Annotated in this window: 18 protein-coding genes; 12 read left to right on the top strand and 6 right to left on the bottom strand. The window is 63.6% G+C overall.

All coding sequences use genetic code 11. The features are described 5' to 3' along the window. Nucleotides 1-17 precede the first annotated feature (17 nt). On the bottom strand, nucleotides 18-977 hold the full coding sequence (locus tag K3762_RS17585) for a TAXI family TRAP transporter solute-binding subunit (protein WP_240791624.1): 960 nt from the start codon (nucleotides 975-977) through the stop codon (nucleotides 18-20). Nucleotides 978-1,231: 254 nt separating this feature from the next. On the opposite strand from K3762_RS17585, the gene K3762_RS17580 reads away from it, so the two are divergent. The 5 genes from K3762_RS17580 to K3762_RS17560 are packed head-to-tail and all read left to right on the top strand — an operon-like array spanning nucleotide 1,232 to nucleotide 4,517. Further along, entirely contained in the window at nucleotides 1,232-1,987 is a 756-nt protein-coding gene (locus K3762_RS17580; protein ID WP_120352409.1) for a FadR/GntR family transcriptional regulator, read from the top strand. Next, nucleotides 1,984-2,769: an adenine nucleotide alpha hydrolase gene (locus K3762_RS17575; protein WP_132445493.1), complete on the top strand. Its 786-nt coding sequence runs from the start codon at nucleotides 1,984-1,986 to the stop codon at nucleotides 2,767-2,769. The genes K3762_RS17580 and K3762_RS17575 overlap by 4 nt, the downstream gene beginning before the upstream one ends. Continuing rightward, complete coding sequence (gene larB, locus K3762_RS17570; RefSeq protein WP_206054316.1) at nucleotides 2,756-3,457, top strand: nickel pincer cofactor biosynthesis protein LarB; 702 nt, start codon at nucleotides 2,756-2,758, stop codon at nucleotides 3,455-3,457. Before K3762_RS17575 ends, larB begins: the two co-directional genes overlap by 14 nt. A 3-nt stretch (nucleotides 3,458-3,460) precedes the next feature. Continuing rightward, nucleotides 3,461-4,177 carry a FadR/GntR family transcriptional regulator gene (locus K3762_RS17565; RefSeq protein ID WP_132445496.1) on the top strand — a complete coding sequence of 239 codons (717 nt, stop codon included), beginning with the start codon at nucleotides 3,461-3,463 and terminating at the stop codon, nucleotides 4,175-4,177. Nucleotides 4,178-4,202: 25 nt separating this feature from the next. Continuing rightward, complete coding sequence (locus K3762_RS17560; protein ID WP_132445499.1) at nucleotides 4,203-4,517, top strand: NIPSNAP family protein; 315 nt, start codon at nucleotides 4,203-4,205, stop codon at nucleotides 4,515-4,517. Between the two features lie 42 nt (nucleotides 4,518-4,559). On the opposite strand, the gene K3762_RS17555 is transcribed toward K3762_RS17560, so the two are convergent. The 3 genes from K3762_RS17555 to K3762_RS17545 are packed head-to-tail and all read right to left on the bottom strand — an operon-like array spanning nucleotide 4,560 to nucleotide 7,863. Continuing rightward, nucleotides 4,560-5,522: a 2-hydroxyacid dehydrogenase gene (locus tag K3762_RS17555; protein ID WP_132445502.1), complete on the bottom strand. Its 963-nt coding sequence runs from the start codon at nucleotides 5,520-5,522 to the stop codon at nucleotides 4,560-4,562. Then, nucleotides 5,519-7,060: an aldehyde dehydrogenase (NADP(+)) gene (locus K3762_RS17550; RefSeq protein ID WP_132445505.1), complete on the bottom strand. Its 1,542-nt coding sequence runs from the start codon at nucleotides 7,058-7,060 to the stop codon at nucleotides 5,519-5,521. Before K3762_RS17550 ends, K3762_RS17555 begins: the two co-directional genes overlap by 4 nt. A gap of 2 nt (nucleotides 7,061-7,062) precedes the next feature. Beyond that, nucleotides 7,063-7,863 carry an HpcH/HpaI aldolase/citrate lyase family protein gene (locus K3762_RS17545; RefSeq protein ID WP_260012969.1) on the bottom strand — a complete coding sequence of 267 codons (801 nt, stop codon included), beginning with the start codon at nucleotides 7,861-7,863 and terminating at the stop codon, nucleotides 7,063-7,065. A gap of 117 nt (nucleotides 7,864-7,980) precedes the next feature. Between K3762_RS17545 and araD the strand changes: the two genes are divergently transcribed. From araD to K3762_RS17530, 3 genes are read left to right on the top strand one after another with little or no spacing between them, the layout of a single operon-like run. Continuing rightward, nucleotides 7,981-9,723 carry an L-arabinonate dehydratase gene (gene araD, locus K3762_RS17540; RefSeq protein ID WP_260012967.1) on the top strand — a complete coding sequence of 581 codons (1,743 nt, stop codon included), beginning with the start codon at nucleotides 7,981-7,983 and terminating at the stop codon, nucleotides 9,721-9,723. A gap of 11 nt (nucleotides 9,724-9,734) precedes the next feature. Continuing rightward, complete coding sequence (locus K3762_RS17535) at nucleotides 9,735-10,646, top strand: dihydrodipicolinate synthase family protein (protein WP_260012965.1); 912 nt, start codon at nucleotides 9,735-9,737, stop codon at nucleotides 10,644-10,646. Beyond that, the gene (locus K3762_RS17530) at nucleotides 10,643-11,353 is read left to right on the top strand and encodes a ribonuclease activity regulator RraA (RefSeq protein ID WP_260012963.1); all 711 of its coding nucleotides are present in this window, start codon (nucleotides 10,643-10,645) and stop codon (nucleotides 11,351-11,353) included. Before K3762_RS17535 ends, K3762_RS17530 begins: the two co-directional genes overlap by 4 nt. Before the next feature lies 1 nt (nucleotide 11,354). Here K3762_RS17530 and K3762_RS17525 read toward each other — a convergent pair whose 3' ends face one another. Continuing rightward, entirely contained in the window at nucleotides 11,355-12,131 is a 777-nt protein-coding gene (locus tag K3762_RS17525; RefSeq protein WP_132445517.1) for a GntR family transcriptional regulator, read from the bottom strand. Nucleotides 12,132-12,221: 90 nt separating this feature from the next. Here K3762_RS17525 and K3762_RS17520 point away from each other — a divergent pair, with 90 nt between their 5' ends. The 4 genes from K3762_RS17520 to K3762_RS17505 all read left to right on the top strand — a co-directional run bounded on the left by K3762_RS17520 (nucleotide 12,222) and on the right by K3762_RS17505 (nucleotide 17,275). Next, nucleotides 12,222-13,769 carry a UxaA family hydrolase gene (locus K3762_RS17520; RefSeq protein ID WP_260012962.1) on the top strand — a complete coding sequence of 516 codons (1,548 nt, stop codon included), beginning with the start codon at nucleotides 12,222-12,224 and terminating at the stop codon, nucleotides 13,767-13,769. Between the two features lie 24 nt (nucleotides 13,770-13,793). Continuing rightward, a complete protein-coding gene (locus tag K3762_RS17515; protein WP_260012961.1) occupies nucleotides 13,794-15,107 on the top strand; it encodes a nickel-dependent lactate racemase in 1,314 nt (437 codons plus the stop codon). After that, nucleotides 15,107-16,288, top strand: coding sequence for a LarC family nickel insertion protein (locus K3762_RS17510; protein ID WP_132445618.1), 1,182 nt, complete (start codon nucleotides 15,107-15,109; stop codon nucleotides 16,286-16,288). Before K3762_RS17515 ends, K3762_RS17510 begins: the two co-directional genes overlap by 1 nt. Before the next feature lie 78 nt (nucleotides 16,289-16,366). After that, nucleotides 16,367-17,275, top strand: a complete 909-nt coding sequence (locus tag K3762_RS17505) for a LysR family transcriptional regulator (protein WP_132445523.1) — start codon at nucleotides 16,367-16,369, stop codon at nucleotides 17,273-17,275. Here the strand turns inward: K3762_RS17505 and K3762_RS17500 are convergent, their stop codons facing one another. Beyond that, entirely contained in the window at nucleotides 17,276-18,001 is a 726-nt protein-coding gene (locus K3762_RS17500; RefSeq protein ID WP_132445526.1) for an SDR family NAD(P)-dependent oxidoreductase, read from the bottom strand. It abuts the gene before it with no gap. Nucleotides 18,002-18,026: the final 25 nt, after the last annotated feature.

Below are 18,026 nucleotides of genomic sequence, written 5' to 3'. Positions count from 1 at the left end.
TTCTCGTCAGGGGTGGATTACATCCCCGAGACGCCACGCTCTGCGTAGAACTCTTTCGCGGCGGGGTGGAAGGGCACGCCGATGTCTGTGGCCATTTCCTCAACCGTCAGGTCTGCCATGGATTTACTGATCGCGGCAAAGCTGTCGTTATTGTCGGCAATCGCGCTGAGCACCGATTTGATGATCTCACCGTCATAGTCGCAGGGCGCGACCATATGGGTGTCGTAGCTGATCGCGTGCACGGTCTCATCGAAACCGGGATAGGCACCGGCTTTGACTTCGCGACGCTGGAAGGCGGCGTTCTTGTCCTTGAAATAGGCAAAGGTCTCTTCGTCCACGTCGACCAGACGGATTTTGCGCGAGGACGCCAGATCCATCACCGAACCGGTCGGCAGCGACGAGCCAAGGGTGAAGAAATCGGCCTGACCGTCTTTCATCTGCGAAGCAGAGTCGGAATAGGACGTGTTGGCCACGCTATCGAGATCATCGAACGTCATGTCAGCAGTCGACAAAAGCTCGCGCGTCAGGAATTCGCCGGTGTTGCCAAGCTGTTGCGTGGTCAGGCGTTTGCCCTTCATGTCGGCGATGGTCTTGATGCCGGAATCCTCAAGCGCGACGATCTGGAAATACTGCGGATAGAGAATGCCAAGGTTGCAGACATTGGTGGTCGCCTTGCGGAATGGCTCTTTGCCCGACAGGCTGTCCACGGTCGAGATCGAGTTCGCGAATGCGATGCCAAAGCGGCCCGCGTCCACGCCGACCACGTTGGACACGCCCGCGCCTGGCGTGACGGTGATGTCCATATCGGGGTTCTCACGCTCAACAATCGCCTTGATCGCGCCGCCCACGGGATACCACGACCCGCCCTGCTGGCCGGTGGCCATGACAAAGCTCTGCGCATGTGCGGCGACGCCGGCGACGGTGAAAAGGATGGTGGCCGCGGCTGTGCGGCGCAGTGATTTCAACATTGGTGACATAGAAACTCCTCCCGAGTTTTAACTGTGTATCGGCAGTAACTGGATGGGTTCCGGGCTCCCCCCTGACATCCTCTTGCCGTAGGACCGCAGACTGCGGGGGAATCGTCAGCCTGTCAATTAAAAATACAAATTTAGGGGGATTTCCTCTTACTTGTAATGTTGTATTCTGCTTGTAATGCAGCGAATGGCCCTAGTTACTGATTATTGACAGCTTGTCATACAGGTGCTCCAATCGGCGAAAGGATGTTGTTATCATGACTGGAAATCTTCAGGCGACTGCGCTCCTCGTCGATGGCGCGACGCTCAGCGATCAAGTGACGGAAGTCCTGCGCCATAATGTCGTGAACGGCATCTGGGGCGTGGGGGATGTGCTGCCGTCGGAAACCACCTTGGCCAGCGATTTCGATGTCAGCCGCACCGTGATCCGGGAGGCTGTCTCGCGGCTCAAGGCGGAAGGCATGCTTTCCAGCCGCCAGGGCCGTGGGGCATTTGTGGCCAGTGATCGGCCCCGGCAGGGCTTTGCGATTCCTGAGCGGGATATGGAAAGCCAGCGTAAGCTTGAGCAGATCCTAGAGTTGCGCATGGGGCTTGAGATCGAAGCCGCCGCCATCGCCGCCGCCCGTGCAACGCCCGAAGCCTGCCAGGAGATCCAGCGCGCCGCCGCCGCCTATGACCAAAGCAACAAAATCGGCGGCCCCGCGGTTGCGAGTGGGGTCAGCGCCGACCTCGCCTTTCACCGCGCGGTTTGTGAGGCGACCGGGAACAGCTATTATCTCAGCCTTTTCAACTACCTTGTCGCCAGCCTGCGCGAGACGATGCTGGCCGGGCGTTTGCAAGCATTGAAACGCGGCGGCGAAAGCCGGGACGCCATTCAGGAACACTATGACATTGCGGCCTCTATTGCTCAGGGCGATGCCGAACGGGCGCGCCAGCGGATGCGCGACCACCTTCAAATGTCGAGCGGGCGTCTCTTGGCGCAGCTCAAGACAGAGGATGGGTTGGGCGAGTGACGGTTCCTGCCGCGCTCCAAGCCGCCCTCGCGCGGCCCGCATCATTGACCATCGCGCTTAGCGGGGGGATCGATAGCCTCACCCTCTCTGCTGCCGCGGCCAAGGTGCGGGGGACGGAGGGGGTTACGCTTTGTCACGCGGTTTCGGCTGCGGTCCCTTCGGCGGCGACGGCGCGGGTAAAAGACTTTGCAGCCGCTTGGGGCCTGCCGCTGAAACTGGTGGATGCGGGCGAATTCGCCGATCCGTCCTACCGCGCCAACCCGGTGAACCGCTGCTATTTTTGCAAGTCGAACCTCTATGGCACATTGGCGCGGATGGGGCCGTTGGTGGCGGCGGGCACCAATACCGACGATCTGTCAGACTACCGCCCCGGTTTGCAGGCTGCGGCGGAGCATGGCGTGCTGCACCCGTTCGTCGATGCGCAGATGTCAAAAGCCGATGTGCGCGCCTTGGCGCGGGCGCTTGGGCTGGGGGATCTGGCAGAACTGCCCGCGGCCCCCTGTTTGGCCAGCCGAATTGAGACTGGCCTGCGGGTGGAGCCTGCGGATCTGGCGGTGATCGACCGGGTCGAAACCCTGCTGCGTGCGGCGTTGGGCAATGTCACCCTGCGCTGCAGACGCTTGCGCGGGGGGTGGGTGGTTGAGCTTGATCCGCCTATTTACGAAGGTCTTTCCGCCCAAAAGCGCGCGGCGATTCTGACGCAGGTCCGGCGGGCCACGGACGACGGGCGCGCGGTGGATCTGCGGGCCTATTCAAGAGGAAGTGCATTTGTCCATCAGTGAGAAAGGCCCCGACGGGCATCCGGACGTGACCTTTGACCGGGGGCGCGGGGGGCGCATCGGCATCGAAGAAGCCGTGCTTTGCGAGCATAAATCAGTGCCGCAAATCGCCGCGATCATCGGTGACGCGGCGACGGAGGGGCGCAGGCTTCTCTTGACCAGGCTGACGGCAGAGCAGTTCGGCGACCTGCCAGAAAATATGCGTCAGTTGGTTGATTACTGCGCCGCCTCTCGCACCGCCATTCTCGGAGAGGTTGGCCCGTTGGCCAGCACCCCACGCATCGGTTTGGTCAGCGCGGGGACGTCAGACTATGCCCCGATGGAAGAGGCGAAGCGTACGTTGGCTTACGGTGGAATGGACGCGACCGAAGTGTCAGACGTGGGCGTGGCCGGGCTTTGGCGTCTGCTCGCGCGGGAAGACCTGTTGCGCGAGATGGATGTGGTGATCGTCTTCGCCGGGATGGACGCGGCCTTGCCGTCGGTCGTGGCCGGGCTGGTGCCGGGGGTGGTCATTGGTGTGCCGACCTCCGTGGGCTATGGTGTGGCCCGCGGCGGGAGGGTCGCGCTCGATTCGATACTTGCCAGCTGCGCGCCGGGGGTGACGGTGGTGAATATCGACAACGGCTATGGGGCTGCGACTTCGGCCTTGCGGCTGGCCAATATGATGCGCCGCGCCGCGGCGGGAGGGTAGCCGGTGACAACACCGAAACTGAAGATCAAGAAACGGCAGACACTGGCCGATCAGCTTTACGGGCAGGTGCTTGAGCAGATCGTGTCGAACAAACTGGTGCAGGGCGAAAAGCTGCCTTCGGAAAACCAGATCGCCACAGCCTTTGGCGTGTCCCGCCCTGTGGTGCGCGAAGCGCTGCGTAAATTGCAAGAGGACGGGCTGGTCGAGGCGCGGCGCGGCGTGGGCACCTTCGTGCGGCGGCGGCCGTCGGAAAAGCTGATCGAATACGCCACGGCGGGGTCGGTTGCCGGGCTGATGCGCGCGATGGAGGCGCGGATCACGATTGAAAAAGCCACCGCGCATATGGCCGCGCAACGGGCCAGCCCCAAGGATATCGCCCGGATCGAGGCCGCGCTGCAGACGCTTGAGGCGTCGATGCAGGCGCGCAACCCTTCCTTCGATGCCGATTACCAATTCCACCGCGCCATCGCGGCGGCCTCGGGCAATGAGGTTTTCCTTCAGATGCTCGACTGCGCGCGCGAGTCGATCGAACAGGGGATCGACGTGGCGCAAAAACTGACCCGCCAAGGCTCGCAAGCGCGGATCGACGTGGTGATCAATGAGCACCGCCAAATCCTTGAAGCGATCCGTGCGGGCGACAGCGAAGCCGCGGGCGTATCGATGGCCTATCACCTGTTGCAGGCGCGGGCCCGGATCACCGACCACGCCGGTATCGCATGACGCCAACACCCCGAAAGGCCCGTTTATGATCTACGACCACCGCACCTATTGCTGCCGCCCCGGCACGATCAAGAAACACCTCGCCCTCTATGCGGAGTTCGGCTTTCCCGCGCAGAAACGCATCCTCGGCGCGCCAGTGATCTATGCTCAGGTCGAGACGGGGGATGTGAACTCCTTCGTGCATATCTGGGCCTATCAGGATGCCGCCGACCGGGCGGCGCGCCGCGCGCAGATGGCGGCGGATACTGAGTGGCAGGCTTATCTGAAGAAGAGCGCAGAGGCGGGATATCTCGTGAGCCAGACCAATAAGATCCTCATGCCCGTACCGCTCGAAGGTTAAGCGGTACGCCTCCGGCTTGAGGGTTCAGGCCGGAGGCATGGTTTAGGTGACGATACAGCTTTCATCGATCCCGCGCCCTTCGTGAAAGGCGCGGATGTTGCTTGCCCAATGGCCGACCATGCGCTTGAGGTTATCCTCGCTATGGCCACCGATATGCGGCAGGGGCAGGACGTTATCGAGCCGCAGAAGTGGGTTGTCCGGCTCGACAGGCTCTTCGGTAAACACATCCAAGGCCGCGCCCGCGATGCGTTTATGGGTGAGCGTGTCGATCAGAGCCGCCTCATCAATCAGCCCGCCGCGTCCGGTGTTGACCAGCAGGGCGTCGGATTTCATCCGCGCCAGTTCCGCCGCGCCGATGGTGTGGTGCGACGCCTCGGTCAGCGGCATGTGCAGGCTAACGATATCGCAGGTCTCTAAAATTTCGTCCCGCTCGGCATAGCGCGCGCTGGTGCCTTCAGCCTCCCCTGAGCGGCGGTAGTAGAGCACCTCGCAGTCAAAGCCCGTCAGCCGTTTCGCCACGAGTTGCCCGATGGCACCAAAACCGATCAGCCCGACCTTTTGACTGCTGAGGTCCCGCGCGCCGGGGACGATCTCTGGCACGATCCACTTGCCCGCGCGGGTGTTGTTATAGTGCAGCGGAATGCGGCGCAGGGCGGCGATCATCATGCCGATGGTGAGATCCGCAATGGTGGGGGCGTTAACGCCGGGGCTGCGCGCCACGGTCACGCCCATTTCTTTCGCCAGATCCACCGGGATCTTGTCATAGCCGGTGCCCCATTGATGCACGAGGCGCACGCTATCGGCCCCCCGCAGCACCGGCGCCGGAAGGCCGCGCCCGCGCGGAACGATATAGGCGGCACCTTTCACCGCCTTGGCGAAATCCTCTTCGGAATAGGACGCCGCAAAGCGCAGGTCGAGCCCTTCGGCATAGCCGCGCACTTTATTCTGCATATCCTCCGGCATCGCGTCGAGCACGGCGACGGGGCCGATCAGATCGCCGCTCATGTCGATGCCCCGCGCAGTTCTTCGGGCAGCAAGGCCTCGGGCAGGTTCTGGTAGGAGACAGGTCGCAGGAAGCGGCGGATCGCCATGGTGCCGACGGAGGTCGCGCCGAAGTTGGTGGAGGCCGGGTAGGGGCCGCCGTGCACCATGGCATCGCAAACCTCGACCCCGGTGGGGAAGCCGTTCACCAGCACCCGGCCCGCTTTCCGTTCAAGGATCGGCATCAGCGCCTTGGCGGCTTCGGTGTCGCCCTCGTCCATCTGGAGTGTCGCGGTTAACTGGCCTTCGAATCCTTTGGCAAGCTCTTGCATCTCATCGCCCGACGAGACCCGCAGCACCAGACCCAAGGGGCCGAAGACCTCTTCCCCAAGCGCGTGGTCTTGTAGGTAGGTATCGGCATCGGTTTCAAAGAGGTTCGGCTGGGCGCTGCGGCCTTCGCTGTCATTGCTCAGCAGCGCGCGCACGGCGTTGCGCCCGGTGAAACGTTCCTTGCCCTCGCGGTAGGCTTTGGCGATGCCGTCGGTCAGCATGACCTGCGGGCCGACCTGCTCAAGCGCCTCTTTCGCGGCTGCGACAAAGGCATCGCCCTCGGCCCCCTTGGCCACGACCGCGATGCCGGGGTTGGTGCAGAACTGCCCCGCGCCCATGGTCAGCGACCCGGCCCAGCCAGCGCCGATTTCCGCGCCGCGGTTTCGAGTGGCCTCGGCCAGAACGAACATCGGATTGACCGAGCCCAACTCGCCAAAGAACGGGATCGGCTCGGGCCGTTGCGCGCAGAGGTCAAACAGCGCGCGGCCTCCACCGAGGGAGCCGGTGAAGCCAACGGCTTTGATCAGCGGATGCTGCACCAGCGTCTGGCCCACCTCACGGCTGTTGGCATGGATGAGGGAGAAGACACCGGGATGAATGTCGCATTTCTTGATCGCGGCATGGATCGCTTCGGCCACAATCTCCCCCGTGCCGGGATGGGCGGAATGGCCTTTCACGACGACCGGGCAGCCCGCCGCCAGCGCCGCGGCGGTGTCACCGCCTGCGGTGGAGAATGCCAGCGGAAAATTCGACGCGCCGAATACCGCAACCGGGCCGATGGGGCGCTGGATCATGCGGATGTCGGGGCGGGGCATGGGTTGGCGCTCGGGCAGGGCACCGTCGACACGACGGTCCAGATGGGCGCCTTTGCGGATGTGATCGGCAAAGAGGCGAAGCTGCCCCATGGTCCGTCCGCGCTCGCCCTGAAGGCGGGCAGTCGGCAGGCCAGATTCGCGCGCGCCAACTTCTGTGATGATATCCGCGCGGGCCTCCATCTCGTCTGCGATGGCGTCAAGGAAATCGGCGCGGCTCTCGCGGCTTGAATAGGCGTAGGACCAAAAGGCGTCCTCGGCGGCTTCGCAAGCGCGGTCCACATGGGCCGGGGTGCCGCTTTGGAATTGGTCGCTTTCGCCGGTGGCGGGGGAATTGGCGAAGGTTTCTCTGCCGCCGATCCATTCGCCTGCGATCAAGTGCTTGCCGTGGGGGTGAAATGTCTTGCTGTCAGCGCTCATGATCAATCCTTGTCGGTTTGCTGTGTCAAAGTGGGGGAGGGCTGCGCCATGGTTTGCACCAGCGCGTCCATCTGCCGCGTGAGCAGCCAAGCGTCGCCCGCGATGGCGACGAATTCGATACCGTTGTCAAAGTAGCGGCGCGCCAGATCGGCGCTGTAGCCAAGGATGCCCGCAGGCAGCCCGGCGGCGTGAATGGCGTCGACCGCTTCGCGGATCTTGTCTTGGACATCGGGGTGCATGGGGTTGCCGGTATGGCCCATCGCCGACGACAAATCGCCCGGCCCGATAAAGATCGCGTCCACGCCGGCCACGGCGGCGATGGCGGGAATTTGGTCGACCGCTTCGGGGGTCTCGACCTGCACGATGACGCATTGCGCGTCTGTATATGTGGTCAGGTAATCCGTCTGCCGCGCGTAGTTATTGGCGCGAATCGTAGCCGAGATGCCGCGCAGCCCTTCGGGAGGGTAGCGGGTCCATGACACGGCGCGGCGGGCGTCTTCGGCGTTTTGGACCATCGGGAACATCAGATTTTGCACGCCGATATCCAGCAGCCGCTTGGTCATCGTCTGGTCGGATGAGGGCATCCGCACCACCATCTGCGCATTGGGATTGGCGCTGCCTGCGGCGCGCAGATGATCGGTGATCTGGCTTAGGTCATTCGGCGCATGTTCCATGTCTAGCAACAACCAATCGATCCCGCTGCCTGCGGCGATTTCCGTCACCGTAGGTGAGCAGAGCGAGAGCCAGAAACCCGACAGGCGGCTGCCTTGGCGAAGCGATTGCTTGAGTGTTTTTCCCGACATTTTCGCGACGCGCCCCTCAAATGGTATCGACAATTGGGGTGATACGGTAATATATCAGTTCGAGCAAGATGTGTTTTCCACCCGTTTTGCGATGATGTTTTAGCTGGCGAGGATTCCATGACCGAGACCAAGAAAACCGCCGATCAGCTGCGCAGCGCGCGCTGGTTTGCCCCCGACGATCTGCGCAGTTTTGGGCATCGGTCGCGCATGATGCAGATGGGTCTGGGCCCCGAGGATTGGGAAGGCCGCCCGGTGATCGGTATCTTGAACACTTGGTCCGAGATGAACCCCTGCCACCTCCATTTCCGCGACCGCGCGGAGGACGTGAAAAAGGGAATCGCGCAGGCCGGCGGGCTGGGGTTGGAGATCCCCACGATCTCGATTGACGAAAGTTTCACCAAGCCGACCTCGATGCTCTATCGCAATATGATCGCGATGGAGACCGAAGAGACGATCCGCTCGCATCCGCTTGACGGGGTGGTGCTGATGGGCGGCTGTGATAAGTCCACCCCCGGTCTGACCATGGGCGCGATCAGCGCAGGCGTGCCGTTTATCTTCCTGCCTGCGGGGCCAATGCTGCGCGGCAATTACGCAGGCAGGGCGCTTGGCTCCGGCTCGGATGCGTGGAAGTTCTGGGATGAGCGCCGCGCGGGCACGATCTCGGCCGAGGAGTGGGTCGGCGTCGAGGGCGGCATTGCGCGGTCTTATGGGCATTGCATGACCATGGGCACGGCCTCCACCATGACCGCGATTGCCGAGGCGATGGGGCTGACGCTGCCGGGGGCGACCTCGATCCCCGCCGCGGACGCGGGCCACAAACGGATGAGCGCCTCTTGCGGGCGGCGCATCGTCGATATGGTTTGGGAGGACCTGACGCCGGACAAGATCATCACCCCCGCCGCCGTGCAGAACGCGGCGACGGTGGCGATGGCGACGGGCTGTTCGACCAATGCGGTGGTGCATCTCTTGGCAATGGCGCGCCGCGCAGGTGTGGCGCTGGAGTTGAACGATCTGGACGCTCTGGGCCGCACCACACCGCTTATTGCCAATATCCGACCCTTGGGCAGCAGCGAATACCTGATGGAGGATTTCTATTTCGCAGGCGGGTTGCGGGCGCTGATGGACCAGTTGGGCGATAAGCTTGACCGGTCGGCGATCACCTGCACCGGCAAACCCTTGGAGGAAGGGATCGCGGGCGCGCCTGTCTATAATGACGACGTGATCCGGCCCCTGTCGAACCCGGTCTATAAGGAAGGCTCGCTCGCCGTGCTTAAGGGCAACCTTTGCCCCAATGGCGCGGTGATCAAACCGGCGGCTTGCGACCCGAAGTTCCACCGCCACGAAGGCCCGGCGCTGGTCTTTGACAGCTACCCCGAGATGAAGGCCGCGATCGATGACGAAAATCTCGACGTGACGCCGGACCATGTGCTGGTGCTGCGCAACGCGGGGCCGCAGGGCGGGCCGGGGATGCCCGAATGGGGCATGTTGCCGATGCCGAAGGCGCTGCTGAAACGGGGCCACCGCGACATGCTGCGGATCTCAGACGCGCGGATGTCGGGCACGTCTTACGGCGCTTGCATCCTGCATGTCGCGCCGGAGTCTTTCGTGGGCGGGCCACTGGCGCTCCTGAAAACGGGCGACATCGTGCGGATGGACCTAGAGGCGCGCACCCTCGACATGCTGGTGGACGAGGATGAACTCGCCGCCCGCCGCGCCGCTTGGAAAGCCCCTGAGCCGCGGTTCGAGCGGGGCTGGGGCTATATGTTCCAGCGCCATGTGGGGCAGGCCGATCAGGGCTGCGACTTCGACTATCTCACCGCGGCCTTTGGCCAAACGGCGGGTGAGCCGGATATTTTCTGAGGGGTACGTCTATGACACATGATCTATCAAAAGCGCTCACCGGCATCTCGGGCATCCTTGTAACGCCGTATGACGCGAGCGGAGAGATCGCGCCGCGCAAGCTGGCCCCGATCATCGACCGCGCGCTTGCCGCTGGTGTGCATATCCCGGTCGTGAACGGCAACACCGGCGAATATTACGCGCTGACCAATGATGAAGCCTGCACGATGGTGCGCGAGGTAGCGCAGATGGTCGACGGGCGCGCGCCGCTACTGGCAGGCGTCGGGCGCGGCATTCGCGATGCTTGTGCGCTGGCCAAGGCGAGCGCCGAGGCGGGCGCGGATGCGCTGATGATCCACCAACCACCCGATCCCTTCGTCTCCCCCCGTGGCACGGTCGATTATGTGCGCGCGGTTCGGGATGCTTCGGGCGGGCTGCCGGTGATGCTGTACCTGCGCAATGATGCGATGGGGCCTGAGGGCATCGCGCGACTGTGCGAAGTCGAGGGGGTGAAGGGGGTCAAATGGGCCACGCCGAACCCTTTGAACCTTGCCCGCGCGATTGAGGCGGCGCCGGATGATATCGTCTGGGTCGGCGGGCTGGCCGAGGTCTGGGCACCGCCGCTCTATGCGGTGGGGGCGCGGGGGTTCACCTCGGGCCTTATCAACGTCTGGCCCGAGCGGTCGGTCGCCATTCACGCGGCACTGGATGCAGGCAACTACGCCGAGGCGAACCGCCTTATCGCAGGGATGCGCGCCTTTGAGGACATCCGCGCGGAAGAGCATAATGGCACCAATGTCACCGGTGTCAAAGCCGCCCTTATGGCCATCGGACAGGATTGCGGGGCCACGCGCCCGCCCTCCGCTTGGCCCCTGACAGAGCGGCAGCAGGCGGTGCTGGACCAATTCATAACAGACAACGGACTAAAGGGAGAGAGAGCATGACCCCCGAACTAGGCGAGAAACTCAAGGCGGTCTCGGTCGCGACGCTGGCCACGGCGCTTTATAAACGCGGGCTGCGCAATCAGGTAGTGCAGGGGGTCGGCCCGGTCGCGGCAAAGGGGCGCAATATGGTCGGCCCGGCGTTCACACTGCGCTATATGCCCGCCCGCGAAGACCGCAATCAGCTGGTCGAGTTTCGCAATCCCGAACACCCGCAGCGCGTCGCGATTGAGACATGCCCCGAGGGCCATGTGCTGGTGATGGACAGCCGTAAGGATGCGCGTGCCGCGAGTGCTGGGGATATCCTCATCACCCGTCTGATGATGCGCGGCGCGGCGGGGGTGGTGACAGATGGCGGGCTGCGTGATGCCGCGACCATTGGCGCGCTCGAGATGCCCGCCTACCACGCGCGGCCCTCAAGCCCCACGAACCTGACCCTCCATGAGGCGATAGAGATCAACTGCCCCGTCGGCTGCGGCGATGCACCGGTCTTTCCCGGTGATATCGTGGTGGGCGACGACGACTGCGTGATCATCATCCCGGCAGATATCGCCGAAGAGGTCGCGGATGAGGCGGTAGAGATGACGGCCTATGAGGATTTCGTCGTTGAGGAGGTCAAAGGCGGCGCGGGGATCATCGGGCTTTATCCGGGCACCAAGCAGGAAAACCTCGATAAATTCGCGGAATGGCGCAAGGCCAACAACCGCTGAATCAAGGCTTTTCCGGGGTGAAATACTCCGGGAAAGCCGCCCGTTTCTCGGTCATGCGGTCAACGGTGCGTTGCAGGTGTTTGCGCAGCGCCTCCATCGCGGCAGGGGCATCGCCCGCTTCAATCCCATCAAGGATCCGGCTGTGGCCCCCGATCACGTCCTTGTTGTTAAGGATGCGCCCCGCCTCATCAATGTCATCCAAATGCAGGCGGCGCAGACGTTCCAGATGGCCCGCGTGACTGCGCATGATGCGCTGGCTTTGCACGTGGCCTGCTGCCACAAAGAGGGTCTGGTGAAACACCTCGTCCAACTCCTGAAAAGTCGGCACGTCGCCGGGTTGGTCCGAGATGCTGCTTTGCAGGGCGACGATGCTGCGCAGGCGGGTCAGGGCTTCGGGCGCGATCTCGGCGGCCAAACGGCGCACGACTTCGGTCTCAAGCGCGATGCGCATGAACTGCGCTTCGCGGATCGCCGACATGTCGATTGGCGTCACCAACGTGCGCGATTGCGGGTAGATCTTGACCAGCCCCTCCTTGGCGAGCTGCTGCAGTGCATCGCGCAGCGGCGTCAGGCTCACCCCATGGGTTTCGGCCAATTCGGCACGCAAAAGCGGGGTGCCGGGCGGCAGGTCGAGCCGGACAATCTGATCGCGCAGCGTGGCATAGACCCCGCGCCCCGTTGGCCCACCCTCAAACAGACCCAAGTCAGTCCCGCCGCCCAAAATGCTTTTAGCGAGGGTCTGTGCGCTCTGTGCGGCGGATCTGTTCGATGAGGTCATGTGGGCTCTTCCATAGCTATTAAATCTAATATATCAGTTAATGACATCTTACCGAAGCGGTTTTTTTCGACACCCTGGGGGGAGCATCCGATGGACAACCAGACCATGCAAGAGGACAGACGCGTAAAGGTGATGCTGCTGTCACCGACGGATAACGTGGTCGTGGCGACCTCGGCGGTGCCCCAAGGCGCGGTATTGCCGCAAGACGGGCTGCGTGCCAACCACGATACGCCCCAAGGACACAAGATCGCGATCCGCCCGATCCAGCAGGGCGCGCCGATCCTGAAATTCGACACCGTCATCGGCTACGCGGCAGAGGAGATCGCCGCAGGCGATTGGCTGCACAGCCACAACATCAAGTTCGACGCGGTCGACAAAGACTATGCCTTTGCCCGCGACTATACCCCGACCGACCTGCTGCCGCCTTCAGACCGCGCGCAGTTCATGGGCATCCGCCGCGCGAATGGCCGCGTGGGCACGCGCAACTACATCGGGCTTTTTGTAACCGTGAATTGCTCCGCCACCGTGGCGCGCAAGATCGCCAACTACTTCGACGAAGAGCGGATGGAGGCATGGGATAACGTCGACGGGGTGATCCCCTTCATCCACGAATCCGGCTGCGGGATGGAGCTGACAGGCGAGCCGATGGACCTGCTGCGGCGCACGCTCTCGGGCTATATCCGCCACCCCAATCTGGCCGGGGCCGTGGTCCTGTCGCTGGGGTGCGAGCGCAACAATTTGGCGCAGTTCTTTGAGGAGGAAGGACTGGCCGAGGGCAAGATGCTGCGCACCATCACCATGCAGCACGTCGGCGGCACGGCCCGCGCGATTGCCGATGGCAAGGACGCCGTGCGCGAGATGTTGGATCAGGCCAATGCCGTGCGGCGCGAACCCTGTTCGGCAGAGCATATCACCATCGGAATGCAATGCGGCGGGTCGGACGGGCTTTCAGGTCTGTCGGCCAACCCCGGGCTTGGGGCTGCGGCGGATATCCTCGTGCGCAACGGCGGCACGGCGATCCTGTCGGAGACGCCCGAGATTTTCGGCGTCGAACACCTGCTGACCCGCCGCGCCCGCAGCGAAGAGGTGGGCCGCAAACTGGTCGAACGCATGGACTGGTGGCTGGAGCATACCAAGGGCCGCGATACTCAGATCAACGGCGTGGTCAGCCCCGGCAATCAGGCGGGCGGTCTGGCGAATGTGTTGGAAAAATCGCTCGGCGGGGCCAAGAAAAGCGGCAGCACCGGGTTGATGGAGGTTTACCGCTATGCCGAAGCGGTGACGCAAAAGGGGCTGGTTTTTATGGACACGCCCGGCTTCGACCCCGTCTCTGCCACCGGGCAGATCGCGGGGGGTGCGAACCTGATTTGCTTTACCACCGGGCGCGGCTCTTGCTTTGGCTCCTATCCCTCGCCAACGATCAAACTGGCCTCCAACACACCGATGTTCACCAAGATGCAGGACGATATGGACATCAACTGCGGGACCGTGATCGACGGCGAATTGAGCCTTGAGGAATTGGGGCAAGCGATCTTTGAACGTATCCTCGCCATCGCTTCGGGGGAGCAGAGCAAATCCGAAGCGCTTGGCGTGGGCGAAGAGGAATTCGCGCCTTGGCCGATTGGGGTCACGGGGTAACAGATGTCAGAGGGGATAGCGCAGATGAAACCGAACTATGTAAAACTGGTGGAGAATACGCCGCTGCCGCGCATGGCGCTTTGCCGTCAGACCTTTGCCGCGACGCAAGTCGATGATCCGCGCGCTGCCGTGGCGGAGGCGATGCAGGCCGGTTGCGCGGGCAAGATCAAACCCGGCATGTCCATCGCCATCACCGCAGGCAGCCGGGGTCTGGCAAACCTGCCGGAACTGCTGGCCGCCATCGTGGCCGAGGTCCGCGCGCGCGGGGCGCAGCCCTTTGTCGTGCCCGCCATGGGCAGCCACGGCGGCGCCACGGCAGAGGGGCAAACCGCGCTGCTGGCGAAACTGGGCGTGACCGAAGAGAGCCTCGGTTGCGAGATCCGCTCGTCGATGGAGACTGACGAGATCGGCGTGCTCGACAACGGCATGTCGGTGCGGATGGACCGCCACGCCAATGCCGCCGATGGGATCATCCTGTTCAACCGGATCAAGCCGCATACCTCCTTCCGCGCGCCGAACGAAAGCGGGCTGGCCAAGATGCTCTCGATCGGTCTGGGTAAACAATCGGGGGCCGAGACTTGCCATTCGCGGGGCATCGACAACGTCGGCATATTCGTCGCCAAAATGGCCCGGATGAAGCTGGAGCGTTGCAAGGTGCTTTTCGGCATCGGCACGATTGAGAATGCCTATGACGGGCTCTCGCAGGTCGTGGCACTCGACAGTGATGGGATGTTGGAGGCCGAAGCGCCCTATCTGCAAGAGGCGATGCGCAACATGCCCCGCCTGCCGCTGGGGCCGCTGGACGCACCATCAGCTTCGGGCGATCTGGATGTGCTGGTGGTCGATGAGATCGGCAAAGAATTTTCCGGCACTGGGATGGACCCGAACATCACGCATCGTTTCTCAAGCGAAAAGATGCAGGTCCACCTGCATATCTCCCGGCTGGTAGCGCTTGGGTTGTCGCCGCTTAGCAACGGCAACGGCAATGGCGCGGCGCGGGCAGATGTGATCACGGAGCGGTTAGAGCAGGATTTCGACCGAGAGGCGGTTTACGCCAATGCCATCACGTCGCAGGTGTTGAAGCAGTCTAAGATCCCCATGGTCATGCCCTGCGACCGCACGGCGATCCAGACAGCGGTCAAGACCTGCGGGGCCGAGGATATCACCAAGGTCCGGCTGCTGCGCATCCCCAATACGCTGAAGCTTGAGTATCTCTATGCCTCTGAGGCGATGCTACCGGAACTGCGCGACCGTCCGGGGCTAGAGGTGGTCGGTGACCTGCAACAGATGCAGTTTGACGCGGGTCAGCTGCGCAACCCATGGCCGGATGCGCATTGATGCAGGGGCAAGGGCTTCATCTGCACCTCGACCCCGTAGGCGGGGCGGCGGGTGATATGTTCATCGCGGCGATGCTGCATGCTTTCCCCGAACTGGCCGAACGCGCACTGACCGATGTCGCCGCCGTGCTCCCGGCCGAGGTGGGCCATGCGGAACTAAGCGAACATGTGGCTTCGGGCATCACCGCGCGGCGGTTCGAATTGGTGCTGGCCGCACCCGACGCAGGCAGGCGCCACGGGGCCGAGACGACCTACCGCGCGATGCGCGAACTTTTGGAAAACGCACCGCTGTCCGAGGGCACGGCTCAGGCCGCCTGCGCGATCCTTCACCGGATTGCCGAGGCCGAAGCGCAGGTGCACGACATCCCCATCGACCGGGTGCATTTTCACGAGATCGCGGATTGGGACGCGCTGATGGACGTGACCGCTGCGGGCAGCATCTGCGCCGCGCTGTCGGGGGCGACCGTCTCGCTCGCCCCACTGCCTCTGGGCGGCGGGCTGGTTGAAACGGCGCATGGCAAACTGCCCGTTCCCGCACCGGCGACCGCGCTGATCTTGCAGGGCTACGACTGGCATGACGATGGCGTTCTGGGCGAAAGGGTTACCCCCACGGGTGCGGCGATCCTTGCGCATGTCACTGGCGGCAGCCCTACCGCCAGCCGCCCAGCGGGGCGGCTGCGCTGCACCGGGTCGGGCGCGGGAATGCGGGTGATGAAGGGCCTGCCGAATATCCTGCGGGTCAGCGTTTTTGACACCGCCTCGGGCGGTATCGCCCAAGACAGTCTGGTGCAATTCGCCTGCGATATCGACGACATGACGGGCGAAGAACTCGGCGCGGCGGTGGACCGTCTGCGGGCGATGGACGGCGTGGTCGATTTGCTGATGCTGAACGGGCAGGGCAAGAAATCCCGCCCGGTGACGCGCCTTGAGGTGTTGGTGCAGCCGCAGGCTGCCGACCGGATCGCGGCGCGGGTCTTTGATCTGACCTCAACACTCGGCCTGCGCCGGACACGGGTGGAGCGTTTGATCCTCCCGCGGGAGAGTGACGACAGTGAGCCGCTCCGGCGCAAGCGTGCGCAGCGGCCAAGTGGGCAGGAAACCACCAAGGTCGAAAGCGATGATCTGGCCGATGCCGAGACCCTGCACGACCGTCGCAAACGCGCCCGCTCTGCCGAAGGCTAGGTGCCGCCGCCCGGTGATCTAACTTGCTTATCACCGGGCCGCGTGTGAAAATCCTCTGATGCCAGTTCAGAGGACCGCATGGAAAAGCAACTCAGCGCAACGCTGCGCCAATATGAGGTCTTTGTCGCCATCGCCGAAACGCTGCATTTTGGCCAAGCGGCGGCCAATCTTGGCGTGGCGCAGCCCGCACTGACGCAGCAACTGAAACACCTTGAGACCGTCTTTGGCGGCGCGCTGCTGTTTGACCGCAATCGCCGCCGAGTGATGCTGACCGACTTCGGCAAGGCGCTGTTGCCCGAAGCCCGCGCGCTGTTGCAACAAGCACAGCGGGTCGAGGCGGTGGCCGAGGCCGCTCGGATCGGCCAGCGCGGGCGGATTGAACTGGCCTATGTCGGCTCGGCCTCTTACGCGGGCATTCTGGGGCGGCTTTTGCGAGAGTTGCGCGCGGGCGCTGCGGATGTGGACCTGATCCTGCGCGAGTTGGACATGGACTTACAAATCGCCGAGATCGTGGCGGGCAGGCTCGATGCGGGGTTCGTGCGCCTGCCGCTCTCGGGCGTGCCCGAGACTTTGGTCACGCGCACCGTCCATACCGAGGATATTCTGCTGGCCGTGCCGCCCGACCACCGGCTTGCCGGGGTGCCTTCGGTTTCCATGGCAACGCTGCGCGAGGAGAGTTTCATTTTCAGCCATCTCGGCCCTGATATGGGTTTCGCGGCCTGCGCCTATCAACTCTGTGCTGATGCTGGTTTCGCGCCCCGCGTCGCGCACCGCGCGCCGCAGTTTACTGCGATCGTGAATTTCGTCTCGGCGGGTCTGGGCGTGGCCTTTGTCCCCGCCTCTGCCGCGCGGATGAAGGATGCGGGCGTGGCCTTTCTGCCAATCCGCGATGCAAAGGTTCAAAGCCGGATCGGGCTGGCCTATCTGCGCGACCCAAGCAATCCGGTCCTGCGCAGGCTGCTCGACGCATTGGAGGCCGAGGGCTGATTACCCAACCGCCGTGCCACCACAGACAAAGACCGTTTGCCCGGTGATGAAACCGCTGCGGGCATCGGCGAAAAAGGCCACCGCCTGCGCCACATCCTCGGACGTGCCCATGCGGCCCATCGGCACCGCATCGACGATGGCGCGGGTTTCTGGCGCATCTTCGGGGTTGTTCTCCCAAAAGGCGGTCGTGGCGATGGGGCCGGGGGCGACGCAGTTCACGGTGATCCCGTCGCGCGCCAGTTCCAGCGCCCATGTCCGCGCCATCGACTGGATCGCGCCCTTGCTGGCGGAATAAAGCGTCCGGTCGATCTTGCCCTTTGTCACACGGCTGGTGTTCATCACGATCCGCCCTCCCCCTGCCGCGCGCATGCCCGGCACCAGCAGTTTCGCCGCCAAGATGCTGGGGCGGAGGTTCAGGTGCATGATGCGGTCGAAGTCATCAATCTCTACCGCGTCGAAGGGCGCGGGTTTCACGATGCCGACGTTATTGACCAGACAGGTGACCGGCCCCTCTTTGAGGATGTTTTGCAAGGCGGCGGTGGTTGCCTCGGGGCCTGACAGATCGACCTGCTGCGCATCCGCGCGCAGGGCAGGATCCTCCGGTTCCGCGATATCGAGCACGAAGACCCGCCAGCCGTCCTCTCTTAACCTGCGGGCAATACCAAGGCCGATGTTGTGCGCGCCGCCAGTGACAACCGCATGGCGCGGGGAAGGGTTTTGGGCCACGGGGGCCTCCTTTTCTCTATTCGCT

It is taken from the genome of Sulfitobacter sp. W074, assembly GCF_025142275.1.
GTDB classification, from domain to species: Bacteria; Pseudomonadota; Alphaproteobacteria; order Rhodobacterales; family Rhodobacteraceae; genus Sulfitobacter; species Sulfitobacter profundi.
This window is presented reverse-complemented; position numbering and strand designations above follow the sequence as displayed.